Origin of the sequence: Cobetia sp. L2A1, from assembly GCF_009796845.1 — a bacterium.
In the GTDB taxonomy this organism is placed as follows: Bacteria; Pseudomonadota; Gammaproteobacteria; order Pseudomonadales; family Halomonadaceae; genus Cobetia.
The window spans coordinates 343,046-358,816 of sequence record NZ_CP047025.1; the positions used below are offsets into that span (position 1 = coordinate 343,046).

Here is a 15,771-nt window from a genome sequence, read left to right on the forward strand (position 1 = left end):
ATGATTCCTTGTCAGTGATTGTTCGGGAAGGCTGATTGCGTAAGCCAAGCCAGCAGTGGCTGGACGAATTCATCGACTGAGCGAGCGCGCTATTCATGATCGGCGGCATAGCCTTCGCGATGCGTGCCTCTCCCATAGCCCGGTGCGCTGTCCAGTTGGGCCAGAAAGGCATCGGCCTGTTGCAGCAGTGCCTCCCGCTTTTCGGCCTTCATGCGTCGCCAGCTACCATAGACCAGTGACATGCGGGGATTGCCTGCCAACTGCTCCCGGTGCCGCTCAATGAAGTGCCAATAAAGACTGTTGAACGGGCAGGCGTGAGTCCCCGTCACCTGTTTGGGTGAGTAGCGACACTTGTCACAGTGATTGGACATGCGATCGATGTACTTTCCAGAGGCACAATAGGGCTTGGAGCCCATCAGGCCGCCATCGGCATGCAGTACCATGCCCAACGTGTTGGGCAGCTCCACCCACTCGCAGGCATCGATATAGACTGCCAGATACCAGTCGCACAGTGCTTCTGGCTTTACGCCGCACAACAGTGCGAAGTTGCCGGTGACCATCAGTCGCCGAATATGATGCGAATAGGCATGATCACGCGTACTGGCCACAGCCTGGTCGATACACCGCATGCCACTGTTGCCACGCCAGAATACCTCCGGTAGATCGCGTGTCCCTCCCAGCTGATTTTCTTGCTTGTAGGCCGGCATCCGCGTCCAGTAGATACCGCGAACGTATTCACGCCAGCCCAGTATCTGTCGAATGAAGCCCTCGGCGGAGTTGACGGGTACCTCACCGCGCCGCCAGGCACTGTCCACGGCCTCGCAGACCTCCTGTGGGCTGAGCAGGCCGATATTGAGTGCAGCGGAAAGCCGGGAGTGGAACAGGAAGGGGTCGCTGTCTTCAATGGCGTCCTGATAGCGTCCGAAGTCTGCCAGGCAGTGGTTGAGGAAGTGTGTGAGATCGCACTTGGCCTGCTGACGGGTCACGGCCCAGTTGAAATGCTCCAGCGTGCCGAAATGGCGCTGATCCTCGGGTGCTTCCTTGCCAAAGCGTGCCTCGACCATCGCCAGCACCTCGGATGTCATCTCATCCTCGTGGTGGGCATGTGTCGGTGGCGCAGGGGCAGTGAAGTGTTCTGGAATCGGCTCTCGATTGTCGTGATCGTGATTGAACTTGCCGCCCGCCGGCTCACTGCCTTCCATCAATAGATCGCTGGCACGTCGCTGTTCACGATAGAAGTACTCCATGCGGAGCTGCTTGCGGCCATCGGCCCAGCGTTCAAAGTCGGCCGGTGTGGTGAAGAAGCGCGTATCTTCCAGAATTTCCCAGCGAGGTTGCGCGACACGCTGACGCCTCTTGAAGGCTTCGAGCAAACGCCATTCGCCTGGCCGCGTGACCAGGATACCATCGCAGTTGTACAGCGTTGCCAGACGTTCGGCTTCCTCCGTCAGGCTATGCAGATTGCCGGGATCATCCAGACGACTCTCATGTACCTGCCAGCCACAGTCCCGTAGTTCACGTGCATGATGACGCATCGCCGCCAGCATCATGACTATCTTGTGAGGATGATGTGGCACGTAGCGGCCTTCTTCCTCGACTTCGCAGAACGCGATGACACTCTCGGCGGGAGCCAGAGTGATGCTGGGTAGCGAATGGCTGAGCTGGTCACCCAGTATCAGCACCAAGGGGCGCGTGAAGTCATGCTGCGTGGCGAGCGTCAGGCGGTGCGGCGTGGATTCGGTCACGTTGACTCCGGCAGTGAGACGAGTGGCGAAGGTAAGCAGATGGTTTGTCGGGCGAGACACACTTTCTAGCAAGAGCAGGGCAAGTTGTGACAATACCTGTATAAAACTTATACGAATCGTGATGATAGTATAACTTTATCTCCGTCGAACAGTGCGAACTGTTAAGATGATGTCGTTGCCGGCGGAACCTTTGCGTTCGTGTACAGCGTATTTTCGCCGTTATTCTTGCCTCACTGTCAGGAGTCCGTCATCCATGAGTTCGTCGCCCGTGAGCCCGCCACCCGTGAGTTCGTCATCCACGAGCTCTTCGCGCTTTGGCGTCATGTTGGTCAACCTCGGCACTCCGGATGCCCCGACGCCCAAGGCGGTACGGCGCTATCTGGGTGAGTTTCTAGGCGATGTGCGCGTGATTGATTTGCCGCGCCTGCTTTGGTTGCCGATTCTGCACGGTATCGTGCTGACTACGCGTCCCAAGAAGGTCGCCGAGGCCTATGCGTCGGTCTGGACCGAAGATGGCTCGCCGCTGATGGCGATCGGCAAGCGTCAGCGCGCAGCGCTCGAAGCGCGCCTTGCCGAGACGCTGGGTGAGAATATTCCGGTGGAACTAGCGATGACTTACGGTAATCCGAGAATGGAAGAGGTGGGCCGTAAGCTGGCCAAGCGAGGTGCTGATCGTATTCTGGTGCTGCCGCTTTACCCGCAATTCTCACGCACGACAACGGCCGCCGTCTTTGATCGGCTGGCGCGTGCGCTCAAGCCGTGCCCACATTTGCCTGAGCTGCGCTTCGTGCGTGACTATCATGATCACCCCGACTACATCGCCGCACTAGCCGCCAGCGTGCGTCAGCACTGGGACAAAGAAGGCAAGCGCGGCAAGCGTTTGCTGATGAGCTATCACGGCATTCCCAAGCGCTACGCGACGGCCGGTGACCCATACCCGCGTCAGTGTGAGCGTACCAGTCAATTGCTGGCTGAGGCCCTGGAGCTCGGTGATGATGAGTGGGCGATGACGTATCAGTCGCGCTTTGGCAAGGCAGAGTGGCTACAGCCCTATACCGACGTCACCCTCAAGGCCTGGGGGGCAGAAGGGCTTGAGAGCGTCGATGTCATCTCGCCGGCCTTCGCGGCGGACTGTCTCGAGACGTTGGAGGAGCTGGAGGAAGAGAATCGCGGCTACTTCACTGAATCCGGAGGCGGCGACTTCCGCTATATTCCCGCTCTCAATGATCGTCCGGAGCACATTGATCTGCTGGAAGCCTTGTGCCGTCAGCACTCTCAAGGCTGGTAAGCAAACCTGCGCGCGTTCATGAGTTGAGTCGTGGACGTGCCAATGAAAAACGCCCCGCCATGGTATCCATGGCGGGGCGTTTTTCATTCATCAGTAACATTCATCAGTAACATTCATCAGTAACATTCATCAATGACGTCCATCTGTCAGGGCATCACGGCAGGCGAGATTCGCTCTGTTGAACCGTGGCCTCGTCGGGCTCGCGTGCGGTTTCCAGCTGATCAGGCACGTTGCGGGTACGGATGTCCGCGACCAGTTTCTGGTGCAGAGCTGCCTTGGAGAGCAGGTGTGCCGTCGCCGGTGCCGTGATGAACAGGAAGATGGTGATCAGCATCTCCTGAAAACTGAAGTGGCCCGTGGTGGCACGAAAATAGATCATCGACGCCATCAGCACGCAGCCGACTCCCAGGGTGGTGGTCTTGCTGGGGCCGTGCAGCCGCATGTAGAAGTCCTTGAGGTGTGTCAGCCCCAGTGACCCGATGAAGGCGAACAGACCGCCGGCCACCAGGAAGAAGGCAATGACACCTTCGAGGACGGGATAGAACCAGGTAGGCATGGTAGCTCTCCGCTCAGTTTATTCGATGATGTCGCCGCGCAGCAGGTACTTGCAGACCGCTACGGTGCTGACGAAGCCGAGCATGGCGATCAGCAGTGCCGCCTCGAAGTAAGCCTTGCTGTTGAGCTGGATGCCGAACAGCACGATCAGCGCGATGGAATTCACGTACATGGTGTCCACTGCCAGAATGCGGTCTGGCAGATCCGGTCCGATGGCGAGGCGGAACACGTTGAGCATCAGTGAGGCCGCAAATAGCGCGATGCTGATCCACAGGGCGATATCTAGCATTCGAAGATCTCCTTGAGCGGGCGCTCGTAGCGCTGGTGGATCTCGTCGATCAGTGCCTGTTCATCGCCTACATCCAGCGCATGGATCAGCAGGTGGCGGCCATCCAGTGTTAGATAGGCTGATACGGTGCCGGGTGTCAGCGTGATGGTGCTCGACAGCAGGGTGATCGGAAACTTCTCTTCCAGCTCGAGCGGGTAGCGGATAAACGCCGGGCGAAATTTCGCTCGTGGGTTCAGGATCAGTCGCGACACCTGAAGATTGGCCACGATGATGTCAATCATGACGCGCAGGAAGTAGCTGATCAGTCTCCACGGTTTCTGAAGGTCTGGCTGTGGCTCCCAGAACCGATAGGTGAGCATCGGAATCGCGATGGCCAGCACTGCGCCTAACAGAAGCTGACCCGGCGCGACGCTATTCTGTAGCATCAGCCATACGATCAGCAGCAGCGCTGACAGCATGGGCGTCGGAAGCAGGCGGGGACGTTTCTTGATCATTATTCCTCTCCCTTCATCGGCAGAGCGGTTTCCGGTGCAGCGTCCTTGCCGAGTAGCGCTTCGAGATACGGCGCCGGATCAGAGAGCTGCTGTGCGGTCGCTTTCGTCCAATTCGAAAGCGGGCCTGCGAAGATGACCAGTAGCAGCGCTGCTGACAGCAAGCCACCTGTGGCGATACCGCGTGCCACCCCGATACGATCGCCGCTGGGTTCTGACTTGCCGGTACGCCAGAACACGCTGGAGCCAGCGCGTGAGCAGGCAATCATCGAGCACAGCCCTGCCAGCAGCAGTAACGGCCACAACCATATCTGTTGTTCTGGGGAGGCTGCGGTCAGAATCAGCACCTTGCCAATCGCGCCCGAAAAGGGCGGTAACCCGACGGCGGCGGCAGTGCCTATCAGGAATAGCCCACCCAGTAGACCTGCCTGCAGCAACGGACGAGCGCGTACGATACGCGCACCTGCCTTGCCGCGCTGACCCGCGATGACATCGACCAGCAGGAACAGCCCGCCCGTAATCAGGGTCGAGTGGATCAGATAGAACAGCAGTGCGCTATCTGCCTCGACGCTGTTCATGCCCAGTGCCGTCAGCAGCGTGCCTACCGATACCATCACCAGATAGGCCACCAGGGTGCGCAGATCACGTGCCGAGAGCACGCCCAGAATCGACACCACCAGGGTGGCCAGCCCCGCCCACCACAGCCAATCCCGCCCGAGATCAGCCAGCGTGCCGGCGTTGTCGGTGAAGATCAGTGAGTAGACGCGCAGGATGGAATAGATGCCCACCTTGGTCATGATGGCGAACAGCGCTGCCACAGGAGCAGAGGCGGCGGCGTAGGCTCGTGGCAGCCAGAAGTACAGTGGCACCATCGCGGACTTGAGTCCGAATACCACCAGCAGCAGCAGGCCACCTGCTTCCATCAGGCCTGCACGGCCCGGGTCCAGCGTGGTGACGATGACCGCCATGTCCGCCATGTTCAGCGTGCCGGTCACGCCATAGAGAATGCCGAGTGCAATCAGGAAGAACGCTGATCCCATTAGATTGAGCACGACGTAATGTAACGCCGACAGTGTGCGCGCCTTGCTGCCCCCGTGCAGCAGCAGGGCATAGGAGGCGATCAGCAACACTTCAAAGAACACGAACAGATTGAACAGGTCGCCGGTCAGGAAGGCACCATTGATGCCCATCAGCTGCAGCAGGAACAGGCCATGAAAGTTGGAGCCGGTGTCATCGATACCTGCGATGGAATACAGGCAGGCAAAGAATGCCAATACCGAACTGAGCAGTACCATGCTGGCCGAAAGGCGATCCACCACCAGTACGATGCCGAAGGGCGGCTGCCAGTCACCCAGCGCGTAGTAACGGATGGTGCCATCGCCAGCCTGCGCGACCAGTGCAATGCCGATCACGACCATCACGGCCTGCGTGATGAGACTGACGGTGCGCCGCAATTTCGGCGATGAGGCCCGGCTCAGCAGCAGACAGGCACCCACCAGCAGTGGCAGTACGATAGGGAGGACGATCAGGTGTTGCAGCATCACTTGCCATCCTCTCGTGAATCGTCGAGGCGATTGCCGTTGACGTGGTCACTGCCCAGGTCACCACGGGCGCGCATCGCCAGGATGACCACGAAGGCCGTCATGGCGAAGCCGATCACGATGGCGGTCAGTACCAGTGCCTGCGGCAGTGGGTCAGCGGCCGGTGTGCCGGCGCCGACAACGGCCGGGTTGCCATGCATCGCAAGGCCCCCCATCGAGAACAGGAACAGGTTGACCGAGTAGGACAGCAGGGTGAGGCCGACCACAACAGGGAAGGTGCGCCCGCGCAGGGTGAGGTAGACACCGCAGGCGGCCAGCAGGCCGGTGGTAGTGGCGTAGAGGGCTTCCATCAGCTCTTCTCCTTGGTCGGACGGTGCGGTGTCGTCAGCTTGCCGAGGTTGGCGAGAATCATCAGCGTCGCGCCGACTACGGTGAGATAGACGCCGAGGTCAAACAGCAGCGCGGTAGCCAGCTCGATCTCGCCGATGACGGGAATCGTGAAGTGGCCAAAGGATGACGTCAGGAACGGATAGCCGAATACCCAGCTGCCCGCACCCGTCAGACCGGCGATCAATACCCCGGCCGCGGCGACGGGCTGATAGGGGAAGCGCAGCCAGCGCTGGGTCCAGTCAACACCGCGCGCGATGTAGAGCAGGATGATGGCCACGGCAGTGACCAAACCGGCAATGAAGCCGCCACCCGGCTCGTTGTGTCCGCGCAGGAAGATATAGACCGAGACCAGCAGTGCCAGTGGCAACAGGGTCTGGGACACGGTGGCCAGAATCATCGGATGACGATCCGGTGACCAGTTGCGTCCATCCAGATCCGTGGAGGGCATGAACAGACGTAGACGGTTGAGCAGCTTGAAGATTGCCAGCCCTGCAATACCCAGCACGGTGATTTCACCGAGCGTATCGAAGCCACGGAAGTCGACCAGAATGACGTTGACCACGTTATGGCCGCCGCCGCCGGAGACGGCATTGGCCATGAAGAAGTCAGAAATCGACTCCACCGGACGCGTCAGGATGGCGAAGTTGAGGCTCGCGACCACGACACCGAAGGCGCTGGCCAGTAGCACGTCCCGCATGATGCGGCGGGCACTGGATTCCTTGGGGGTCCGCTGGGGTAGGAAGAACAGCGCCAGCATCAGCAGAATCATGGTCACGACCTCGACTGCCAGCTGGGTCAGTGCCAGGTCTGGCGCTGCGAAGCGAGCGAAGGCGAGTGATGTCATCAGTCCCACGACCGATAGCATCAGCAGAGAAATGATGCGCTTGCGATGCGTGATGGCAGTCCCGAGACCCGCCAGGCCGGTGATCACGGCGCCTGTCAGCAGCATGGCATCAAAGGGTTGCTGTTCCACATCGCCACTGAGCTGCGGCACTGCCAGCAGCCCGATGCCGACGAAGAGCAGTGCTGTCAGCAGCAGCCACAGCATGTAACGCTGCAGAGAGCCGTTCTCGAAGCTATCCATGCTGCGTTCGGCCAGCTTCATCAGCCGCTGTATGTTGGCCTCGAAGACCAGCAGCGCGTTGCGGGCACGGAACTGACGCTGGAAGGAATAGAGGTGGTGGCGCAGTGCGTAGACGCCTACCCCGCCGATCAGCGCGATGGCGCTCATCATCAGCGGCACATTGAAACCGTGCCAGATGGCGAGGCTGAACTCGGGCACCGGGCCCGCCAGTACGCTGGCGGAGGCACTGACCAGCAGGTCCTTGATCACCAGCGACGGCATGATGCCGACCAGCAGACAGATCAGCACCAGCACCTCAATCGGCAGCTTCATGTAGCGCGGTGGCTCATGCGGGGTCTTCGGCAGGTCTTTCGGCTCGCCATTGAAGAACACGTCGTGAATGAAGCGCAGTGAATAGGCCACCGACAGAATGCCGCCTAGCGTTGCCAGTGCTGGAATCAGCCATGACAGACCCCCCAGTAGCTGTGCATCCAGACTCTCGGCGAAGAACATCTCCTTGGACAGGAAGCCGTTCAGCAGAGGGACCCCAGCCATTGAGGCCGAGGCGACCATCGCCAATATCGTGGTGTGCGGCATGTAGCGATACAGGCCGTTGAGCTTTCGGATGTCGCGGGTGCCGCACTCGTGATCAACGATACCAGCGGCCATGAACAGCGAGGCCTTGAAGGTGGCGTGGTTGATGATGTGCAGCAGACCCGCCACGGCGGCCATCTGGCTATTGAAGCCAAACAACAGTGTGATCAGGCCGAGATGGCTGATGGTCGAGAAGGCCAGCACGCCTTTCAGATCCTGCTTCATCAGGGCAAACCAGGCGCCATAGAGCAGGGTGGCAAGCCCGGTCAGGCTGACAATGTAGAACCACAGGTCAGTGCCCGACAGAATCGGGTGCATGCGTGCGAGCAGGAAGACGCCTGCCTTGACCATGGTCGCGGAGTGCAGGAAGGCCGAGACAGGTGTCGGGGCGGCCATCGCGTGGGGCAGCCAGAACTGGAACGGGAACTGGGCTGACTTGGTGAAAGCGCCCAGCAGTACCAATACGAGTGCGACAGGATAGAGCTCACTGGAACGAATCTGGTCAGCCGCGGCCAAAACCTCATCGAACTGATAACTGCCGACGATGTGCCCGATGACCAGAATGCCCGCCAAGAGTGCCAAGCCTCCCGCACCGGTCACGGTCAGCGCCATGCGGGCGCCCTTGCGTGCTTCGCTGAGTTGATACCAGTAGCCGATCAGCAGGAACGAGGTCAGGCTGGTCAACTCCCAGAACACCCACATCAGCAGCAGGTTGTCTGCCATCACGATACCGAGCATCGCGGTCATGAACAGCATCAGGAAGCTGTAGAGGCGCGCCAGCGAGTCTTCGCCGGAAAGGTAATAGCGGGCATAAAGAATGATCAACAGACCAATGCCCAGAATCAGCAGCACGAACAGCGCCGAAAGGCCGTCAAAGCGGAAAGCCAGATCCAACCCCAGCTCCGTGATCCACGGCAGGTGGAATTGAGGCGTCTGACCGGCAAAGACATCTCCCAGGTGGGAGACAGCAATGCCGAGCGCGATAGCCGGCGCCACCGCCGTCAGCCAGGCAAGACGGCCGCGGGGTAGATGTCTGGCCAATAGAGGGACCAGGGCACCGAGTAACGGCAATAGCACGATCAACAGCAGGGTCATGGAAGACTCGCTCCAGTCGTTGTAGGGCGTTGTCCGTTATTCGCCACCGGGGTAGACACAGGCATGGGCCAGGCCGCCAGCTTCGAGGTCAGGACGCGAGTTTCGGCCACTGGGTGCCGATAGGATAGGCGAACGCACTGTGGACTGCCGTGATGATGACGCCGTAATGCTCGTCATCATCGCCTATGAGGGCTCCGTGTCAGGGGAGGTGCTCTCTCATAAGGGCGTGCTAGCCACCGATCAGGGGCGGGCAAGGGTCTACAGTGGTCGCCTCGGGCTACTTGAGGGTCATGCGCACGTGATGCGCGCACTACCTTCTGGGCGAGACGGCGCCGCCGCGAAGGGCGGGTCAGTCAGGAAGGGAAGACGCACGGCACGGGGTGCCAGCATCCAGGATGGGATGAGGTCCGCAGCGCGTCCCCGGCTACCCGCGACGGGCAGACGGCGAAAATGCCGGGTTATTGCGGTCATGTCATGTCTTGCGAGCATGGCCGTATGCCTCCTGAAGCCCCTGGATGACAAGTGTGTGTAAGTGGAGACACTTGCGCGATCTTGTTGAAAACATTGGTGTAACGTGACCTAACCTCTTGAATGTACCACGCACTTGCACCCCTCGCCAGCGCATGCCGGACCGGTGTTATTGAGACTTGTGTCGCACTTCATGTTGTACAGGTCGCTTTTTTCTTGTACAAATATTAGACATAACTCGATGGCCGGAGCCACCATGCATGACGCTACCAGCATGAATTCGGGCAGCCCGCCGGAGACGTCTCTCGTATGGCTACGTCACGATCTTCGGTTGGAAGATAACCCGCTATTCTTTCCTCCTCATGAACGACGGTCGCATCAACTGCTGGTGATGTATGTACTTGACCAGCGCTGGCTGACACCTGTCGATGGATTGCGACGGCTGGGCGCGGCGCGCCTGCGTCTACTATGGCAAAGCCTGATGAACCTGCGTGGCATGTTGCTGCGTCGGGGTAGTGATCTGCTCGTGCGTATCGGGGACCCAGTCGAGGAAGTGCTGGCGCTAGTGCATCAGCACGACGTGGAATGCCTTGAAGTCAGTCATGCTCCCGGTCACGAAGACCGTCAGGCGCTGAGCCATATAGCGCAGCGGTTACCCGTCACTACGACGCTGTATTGCCACGCTCAGGATCAGATTGCACTTGGTTCCGCTGAGAATGATTCAGGCGTATCTGTACCCGACACGCGGATCTTAGAGGATACGTGTGCAGCACATCAGTGGGAGGTCGTGTCTGGCGCGGGCCGTTATGCATCGTATCGTGCGAGAACGCCGCTGGAAGGGCTGCCCTACTCACTGCCGCCGTGGCCAGATTCGGCCGCACGAGGCTTTCCGCCGCTCGCTTCCATATGCACGGCTGCCAACCGTTGGCAGCCGGAAATCCCCGCGCTTGCTGCTCTGCAGGGTGGGGAAGAACCCGCGCGTGCACAGTTGGAGGCGTTGATCTGGCATGCTGGGCTTGCGTCTCATGAGCAGGACTCGTGTCTGCCCTGCACGCCTGGTCAGCCAACCTGGTTACTATCGCCCTGGTTGACGTTGGGCTGTATTTCGGCGCGTCGTATTCTGCAGGTGCTGAATGAGCGCCGCCGAGAAATCGGTGACGATGAGGCCTGTCAGCGCCTGGTTGCTGGCTTGGTTCAGCGCGAGCGTTGGCAGCAGAGATTGCGGGAGAAGGAAGGCTCGGAGTCAGGCGTCGGAGCTGAAAAGTGGTGTGGTGACGAGCTGCACGAGCAGGAGACCAACAGTGAGGCATTTGTTCGTTGGCGCGAAGGCAGGAGTGGCGATGCCCGTGCTGATCGAGCGATGCAGGTCTTGGCGCATGAAGGCTGGTTGCCGTGTCCTGAGCGTCGATATCTGGCCCATATCTGGCTAGAAGGCGGAGGGGACTGGCGATTGGGAGCACGCTGGTTCGAGCGCTGTCTGCTCGATTATGACGTCGCCGTCACCTGGGGTGAATGGCGACGCCTGGCAGGCTTGCCCGTGTGACATGAGGCTCTGGACGTCTGTCACACGGGCATCATTTGAGTACTAGCTCAATCGTGCCAATAGCGCCGTGACAGCCGTCTCCACGCGCAGGATGCGCTCACCGAGATGGACACCCTGGAAGCCAGTGCTCATGAATTGCTCCACCTCATAGTCCACGAACCCTCCCTCTGGGCCGATCGCCAGCATGATCGGCTCGCTGACCGCCCGTGGACAGGCATCGGCCATGCCCGGATGTGCAATGATGCCGCGGGGCTTGGGGGCATTCAGTGGTGCCATCAACGCTGGCAGACGATCTTCCACGAACGGCTTGAAGAGCTTTTCCTGCGTGACGATCGGCATTGTCGTGTCGCGTGCCTGCTCAAGCCCGAGTATCAGGTGCTGGCGAATCTTCTCTGCGCTTAATTCCGGTGACTGCCAGTAGCTCTTCTCGACTCGCCGCGTGTGCAGCAAAGTAATGTGCTTGACGCCTAGCGCGGTGACGTGTTCCAGCGAGCGGGCCAGCATGCGCGGCCGTGGCAATGCCAGTAATAGATGTACGTTCGAGGGCGGCGGCGGCTCACGTTCCAGGCGTAGGCTGAACTCCGCAGATTCCGTATCGATACTTTCCAGCCGGCCACGACCGATCAGACCACCCTCGATGCCCAGCGTCATCTCGTCGCCCACGGCGGCGCGATGCACCTCGTGCAGGTGGCGCAGACGGCGTGGGTCGGTGACACGGGCGCGGTCGGGCGCGATGAGATCATCAGCGCCGAGCAGAATCAGGTTCATGGTAATACCGGAGACAGTGAAGAGAGGAAATGACGAGGCGGAACCACGCGTGGGGCATGGGTCCAGTGCGTACCGGTGCCGCCAGATAGCGTTTCGCGACGGGCGTCATTCTAGCATGGCCCTCTGCATGATCGGGCCGGTTCGCCAGGGACATGGCTCAGAATGCAGGCGCAGGAATAAGGCTTTTCTTGCAGTGCCCCCCCTTGAGTGCACAATGTAGAAAAATCGATAGGAGCCTGACCTGTGCGAGTCATCCGAAAATATGCCAATCGGCGCCTCTACGATACCGAACAGAGCCGTTATGTGACCCTTGAAGACCTGCGCAGCCTTGTGCTGGCGGAAGAGGTCTTCAAGGTGGAAGACGCCAAGAGTGGTGAGGATCTAACCCGCACTATTCTGCTGACGATCATCATCGAGCAGGAACAAGGCGATGGCGACGCTGAAATTTTCTCCAATGAGCTGCTGGAGCAGTTTATCCGTATCTACGCGATGGCCAAGCCGCTGCCGCTAGCCGGGTATCTGGAGCAGGGCACGCGCCTGATGATGGAGCAGCAACATCGTATGCAGGAGCAGTGGTCGCAAGCGATACGCCACTCGCCAATGGAGATGATGCGCGAGGTGGCTGAGGAAAACCTGCGCTTCTGGCAGCAGGCGATGGGTACGGGCATGGCGGGGTCAAAGGGGCCAGCACATCCAGAGGCTGCTGCGCCGAGTGATGACGACGAGACACCGAATGAAGATGACCGCCCTTAGCGGTGAGAGATTTGCTCGGGCGGCGTGGCTGTCATTGAAAGCGTAGCTGTCACAGAAAATCGCCACGATGTGAAAAGGGGCGTCCCGAGTGGGGCGCCTTTCTGCCATAATGCGCACCCTGATTACTCACTGGTGGCTCGCGTCGCGCGGGTAGCCTTGATCCTCACTAGCTCATGAAGGTTGAAAAGATGAAGGTCCTGATCATCGGCGGCGGTGGCCGCGAACATGCGCTGGCCTGGAAGGCCGCCCAGTCATCTCGTGTCGAGGAGGTCTTCGTGGCCCCCGGCAATGCGGGCACGGCGCGCGAGTCCAAGCTGACCAATCTGGCCATTGCAGCGGATGATATCGACGGGCTATTGAGCTTTGCACGTGACCACGGCATTGAGCTGACCATTGTCGGCCCCGAGGCACCGCTGGTGATCGGTGTGGTTGACCGTTTCCGCGAGGCAGGCCTGAAGTGCTTTGGCCCGACCGCCGGCGCTGCACAGCTTGAGGGTTCAAAGGCCTTTACCAAGGACTTTCTCGCCCGCCACGCCATTCCGACCGGCGACTATGCGACCTTCTCAGATATCGAGGGGGCGCTAGCTTATCTCGCCACTCATCCTGCCCCGATCGTCATCAAGGCTGATGGGCTGGCGGCGGGCAAGGGTGTGGTGGTGGCGATGAGTGATGTCGAGGCGCAGGCCGCCGTGCGTGACATGCTCGAAGACAACGCCTTTGGCGATGCTGGTGCACGCGTCGTGATTGAAGAATTCCTCGATGGCGAAGAAGCCAGCTTCATCGTGATGGTCGATGGCGAGAATGTGCTGCCAATGGCGACCAGTCAGGATCATAAGCGGGTCGGTGAAGGTGATACCGGCCCGAATACCGGCGGCATGGGAGCGTATTCTCCAGCGGCGGTCGTCACTGCTGACGTACACCAGCGCGTGATGGATGAGATCATTCTGCCTACCGTGCGTGGCATGGCAGCGGAAGGTCATCCGTATACGGGCTTCCTGTACGCGGGCCTGATGATTGACGCTGAAGGAACGCCGAAAATCATCGAGTACAACTGTCGCTTCGGTGATCCGGAAACCCAGCCGATCATGGTGCGCCTGAAGTCTGATCTGGTGGCACTATGTCTGGCCGCTGAAGAAGGGCGCCTCGCATCTCAGACCTGTGAGTGGGATTCCCGCGCTGCCGTGGGTGTCGTTCTGGCGGCTGGCGGCTATCCGGCCAGCTACCGCAAGGGTGATGTCATCAGTGGCTTTGACGCTGCCGAAGCGACGGGCTGCAAGGTCTTCCATGCGGGGACTGCCGAGCAGGATGGGCACGTTGTCACTAGCGGTGGCCGCGTATTGTGCGTGACTGCATTGGGTGACAGCGTAGCCGCTGCGACTGAGCGCGCCTATGAAGGCGTGGATGCCATCAGCTGGCAGGACATGCTGGTACGCCGTGATATCGCCTGGCGTGCCATCGCCCGTGAACGTGGCGATGCCTGAGGCATTGCAGTCCTGATTGACTGCTGATTTTTTTCACGACATGACCCGGCCTATGGCCGGGTCATGTCGTTGGAATATCCATAAAAGCACAATGTGGTTCTACGACCATCGTGTCGAGAGTCTGGTCATACCGGCACTACCCGTGCGATAACTTCCTATCAAATACAATTCAGAATTGATGGACATGTCATCGGTTTACCACGAGTAAAAGAGAAGGGCGCGCCATGCCGGGACGTATCGGGGCATGGTTTTCCGGTTGGTGATTTATGCGATCAACCGCTTGCCCATTCACTTTACCTGCGCCGACTTGCACATACCGTCTTACACACGCCGCCTTACACAGGTGCAGTCACAAGGAGTCACTATGGATCGTATCCGGCTCGAATTCCCGGAACCACGCCTTGTGCATCGTCATGCCATGACGATTCGGGTCAGCGACATCAATTATGGTCAGCACCTTGGACATGACAGTGTGATCAGTCTTGCTCACGAAGCGCGTGGTCAGGCGTGGCAGGCGATGGGCTTCCCCGAGTGGGACGTGGATGGCCTGATGAGTATCGTGTCTGATCTTGCCGTGCAGTATCAGGGCGAAGGCAAGCTAAGCGATGCCATCATGGTCGAGACTGCGATGGAGCCAGTGTCCGGCAAGGCGCTTGGGGTCTATCACCGTCTTGTGCGTCAATGTGATGACAAGATACTCGCGACATTGGCTGTTGGTCTGGTCTTCGCAGATACGCAGGGCTTGGCAGTACCGAGTGAGCGCGTCAGTGATGCCATTGAACGGGCTGTCTCCGACATGACGCCTCGGGTATCGAACTGATGTCGCGGGAATATCCAGTGATTGCCGTCACCGGCTCCTCCGGTGCGGGGACCACCACGGTCATGCGTACCTTTGAGCGTATGTTCTCGCGCGAGGCAATTCATGCTGCCTATGTGGACGGTGATGCTTTCCATCGCTACACGCGTGCCGAGCTGGTACGCATGTTCAAGGAAGCGCCAGAGCGTAAGCGTGAGCTATCGCACTTTGCGGTCGAGGCCAATCAGCTCGATCGTCTGGAAGCGCTATTTCTCGAATATGGTGAGCAAGGCTCCGGTACGCATCGGCATTATATTCACGCTGAAGACAAGCGGATGATCGAGGCGGGCTACAAGGTGGGTACCTTCACCGAGTGGCAATCACTGCCGGATTGCACAGACCTGTTGTTCTATGAGGGGCTACATGGCGGGCTGGTGACGCCGGAGCATGATATTGCACGTCATGTGGACCTGCTGATTGGCGTGGCACCGACCATGAATCTGGAGTGGATCCAGAAGATTGATCGCGATACCAAGCTGCGAGGCCACTCCCAAGAGGCGGTAGTCGATACCATCCTGAGTCGCATGGATGACTACGTGCGCTATATCCAGCCGCAGTTCTCGCGCACGCACATCAACTTCCAGCGCGTGCCGACGGTAGATACCTCCAACCCGTTCGAGCGACAGGACATTCCGACTGACGCTGAATCGATGGTCGTCGTCCATTTTCGTGATCCGGGCAGTGTCGACTTTCCCTTTCTCTTGGCAATGATCCAAGGCTCGTTCATGTCGCGCCCGCATACGCTGGTGGTGCCTGGTGCATTGATGTCATTGGCCATCGAGCTGATCATCACACCTCTGGTCAAGGGCTTGCTGGCGCAACGACGCTTCCGTTGAGTACGGCTGCGCCTG

At 59.6% G+C, this 15,771-nt stretch carries 14 protein-coding genes; 6 read left to right on the plus strand and 8 right to left on the minus strand.

Annotated elements, in window-relative coordinates:
- Positions 1–89: 89 nt before the first annotated feature.
- Positions 90–1,745: a cryptochrome/photolyase family protein gene (locus GQR90_RS01610; RefSeq protein ID WP_233266386.1), complete on the minus strand. Its 1,656-nt coding sequence runs from the start codon at positions 1,743–1,745 to the stop codon at positions 90–92.
- A gap of 253 nt (positions 1,746–1,998) precedes the next feature.
- Between GQR90_RS01610 and hemH the strand changes: the two genes are divergently transcribed.
- Positions 1,999–3,033: a ferrochelatase gene (gene hemH, locus GQR90_RS01615; protein ID WP_158772604.1), complete on the plus strand. Its 1,035-nt coding sequence runs from the start codon at positions 1,999–2,001 to the stop codon at positions 3,031–3,033.
- 154 nt (positions 3,034–3,187) lie between these two features.
- On the opposite strand, the gene GQR90_RS01620 is transcribed toward hemH, so the two are convergent.
- From GQR90_RS01620 to GQR90_RS01645, 6 genes are read right to left on the minus strand one after another with little or no spacing between them, the layout of a single operon-like run.
- Positions 3,188–3,589 (minus strand): Na+/H+ antiporter subunit G, encoded by a 402-nt coding sequence (locus tag GQR90_RS01620; protein WP_158772605.1) that lies wholly within the window; start codon positions 3,587–3,589, stop codon positions 3,188–3,190.
- An 18-nt stretch (positions 3,590–3,607) separates the two neighbouring features.
- The gene (locus GQR90_RS01625; protein ID WP_024952274.1) at positions 3,608–3,877 is read right to left on the minus strand and encodes a K+/H+ antiporter subunit F; all 270 of its coding nucleotides are present in this window, start codon (positions 3,875–3,877) and stop codon (positions 3,608–3,610) included.
- Positions 3,871–4,371, minus strand: a complete 501-nt coding sequence (locus GQR90_RS01630) for a Na+/H+ antiporter subunit E (protein ID WP_158772606.1) — start codon at positions 4,369–4,371, stop codon at positions 3,871–3,873. Before GQR90_RS01630 ends, GQR90_RS01625 begins: the two co-directional genes overlap by 7 nt.
- Complete coding sequence (locus tag GQR90_RS01635; RefSeq protein WP_158772607.1) at positions 4,371–5,909, minus strand: monovalent cation/H+ antiporter subunit D; 1,539 nt, start codon at positions 5,907–5,909, stop codon at positions 4,371–4,373. The genes GQR90_RS01630 and GQR90_RS01635 overlap by 1 nt, the downstream gene beginning before the upstream one ends.
- Positions 5,909–6,259 carry a Na+/H+ antiporter subunit C gene (locus GQR90_RS01640; RefSeq protein ID WP_158772608.1) on the minus strand — a complete coding sequence of 117 codons (351 nt, stop codon included), beginning with the start codon at positions 6,257–6,259 and terminating at the stop codon, positions 5,909–5,911. Before GQR90_RS01640 ends, GQR90_RS01635 begins: the two co-directional genes overlap by 1 nt.
- Positions 6,259–9,051 carry a monovalent cation/H+ antiporter subunit A gene (locus GQR90_RS01645; protein ID WP_158772609.1) on the minus strand — a complete coding sequence of 931 codons (2,793 nt, stop codon included), beginning with the start codon at positions 9,049–9,051 and terminating at the stop codon, positions 6,259–6,261. The genes GQR90_RS01640 and GQR90_RS01645 overlap by 1 nt, the downstream gene beginning before the upstream one ends.
- A 724-nt stretch (positions 9,052–9,775) precedes the next feature.
- On the opposite strand from GQR90_RS01645, the gene GQR90_RS01650 reads away from it, so the two are divergent.
- The gene (locus GQR90_RS01650; protein ID WP_158772610.1) at positions 9,776–11,062 is read left to right on the plus strand and encodes a deoxyribodipyrimidine photo-lyase; all 1,287 of its coding nucleotides are present in this window, start codon (positions 9,776–9,778) and stop codon (positions 11,060–11,062) included.
- Between the two features lie 42 nt (positions 11,063–11,104).
- On the opposite strand, the gene GQR90_RS01655 is transcribed toward GQR90_RS01650, so the two are convergent.
- Entirely contained in the window at positions 11,105–11,830 is a 726-nt protein-coding gene (locus tag GQR90_RS01655; protein ID WP_158772611.1) for a 16S rRNA (uracil(1498)-N(3))-methyltransferase, read from the minus strand.
- Positions 11,831–12,073: 243 nt separating this feature from the next.
- On the opposite strand from GQR90_RS01655, the gene phaR reads away from it, so the two are divergent.
- The 4 genes from phaR to GQR90_RS01675 all read left to right on the plus strand — a co-directional run bounded on the left by phaR (position 12,074) and on the right by GQR90_RS01675 (position 15,756).
- Positions 12,074–12,583, plus strand: a complete 510-nt coding sequence (gene phaR, locus GQR90_RS01660) for a polyhydroxyalkanoate synthesis repressor PhaR (protein WP_158772612.1) — start codon at positions 12,074–12,076, stop codon at positions 12,581–12,583.
- Between the two features lie 188 nt (positions 12,584–12,771).
- Positions 12,772–14,064 (plus strand): phosphoribosylamine--glycine ligase, encoded by a 1,293-nt coding sequence (gene purD, locus GQR90_RS01665; protein ID WP_158772613.1) that lies wholly within the window; start codon positions 12,772–12,774, stop codon positions 14,062–14,064.
- 364 nt (positions 14,065–14,428) lie between these two features.
- Positions 14,429–14,884 (plus strand): acyl-CoA thioesterase, encoded by a 456-nt coding sequence (locus tag GQR90_RS01670; protein ID WP_158772614.1) that lies wholly within the window; start codon positions 14,429–14,431, stop codon positions 14,882–14,884.
- Positions 14,884–15,756, plus strand: coding sequence for a phosphoribulokinase (locus tag GQR90_RS01675; RefSeq protein ID WP_158772615.1), 873 nt, complete (start codon positions 14,884–14,886; stop codon positions 15,754–15,756). The genes GQR90_RS01670 and GQR90_RS01675 overlap by 1 nt, the downstream gene beginning before the upstream one ends.
- The last annotated feature ends 15 nt before the right edge of the window (positions 15,757–15,771 follow it).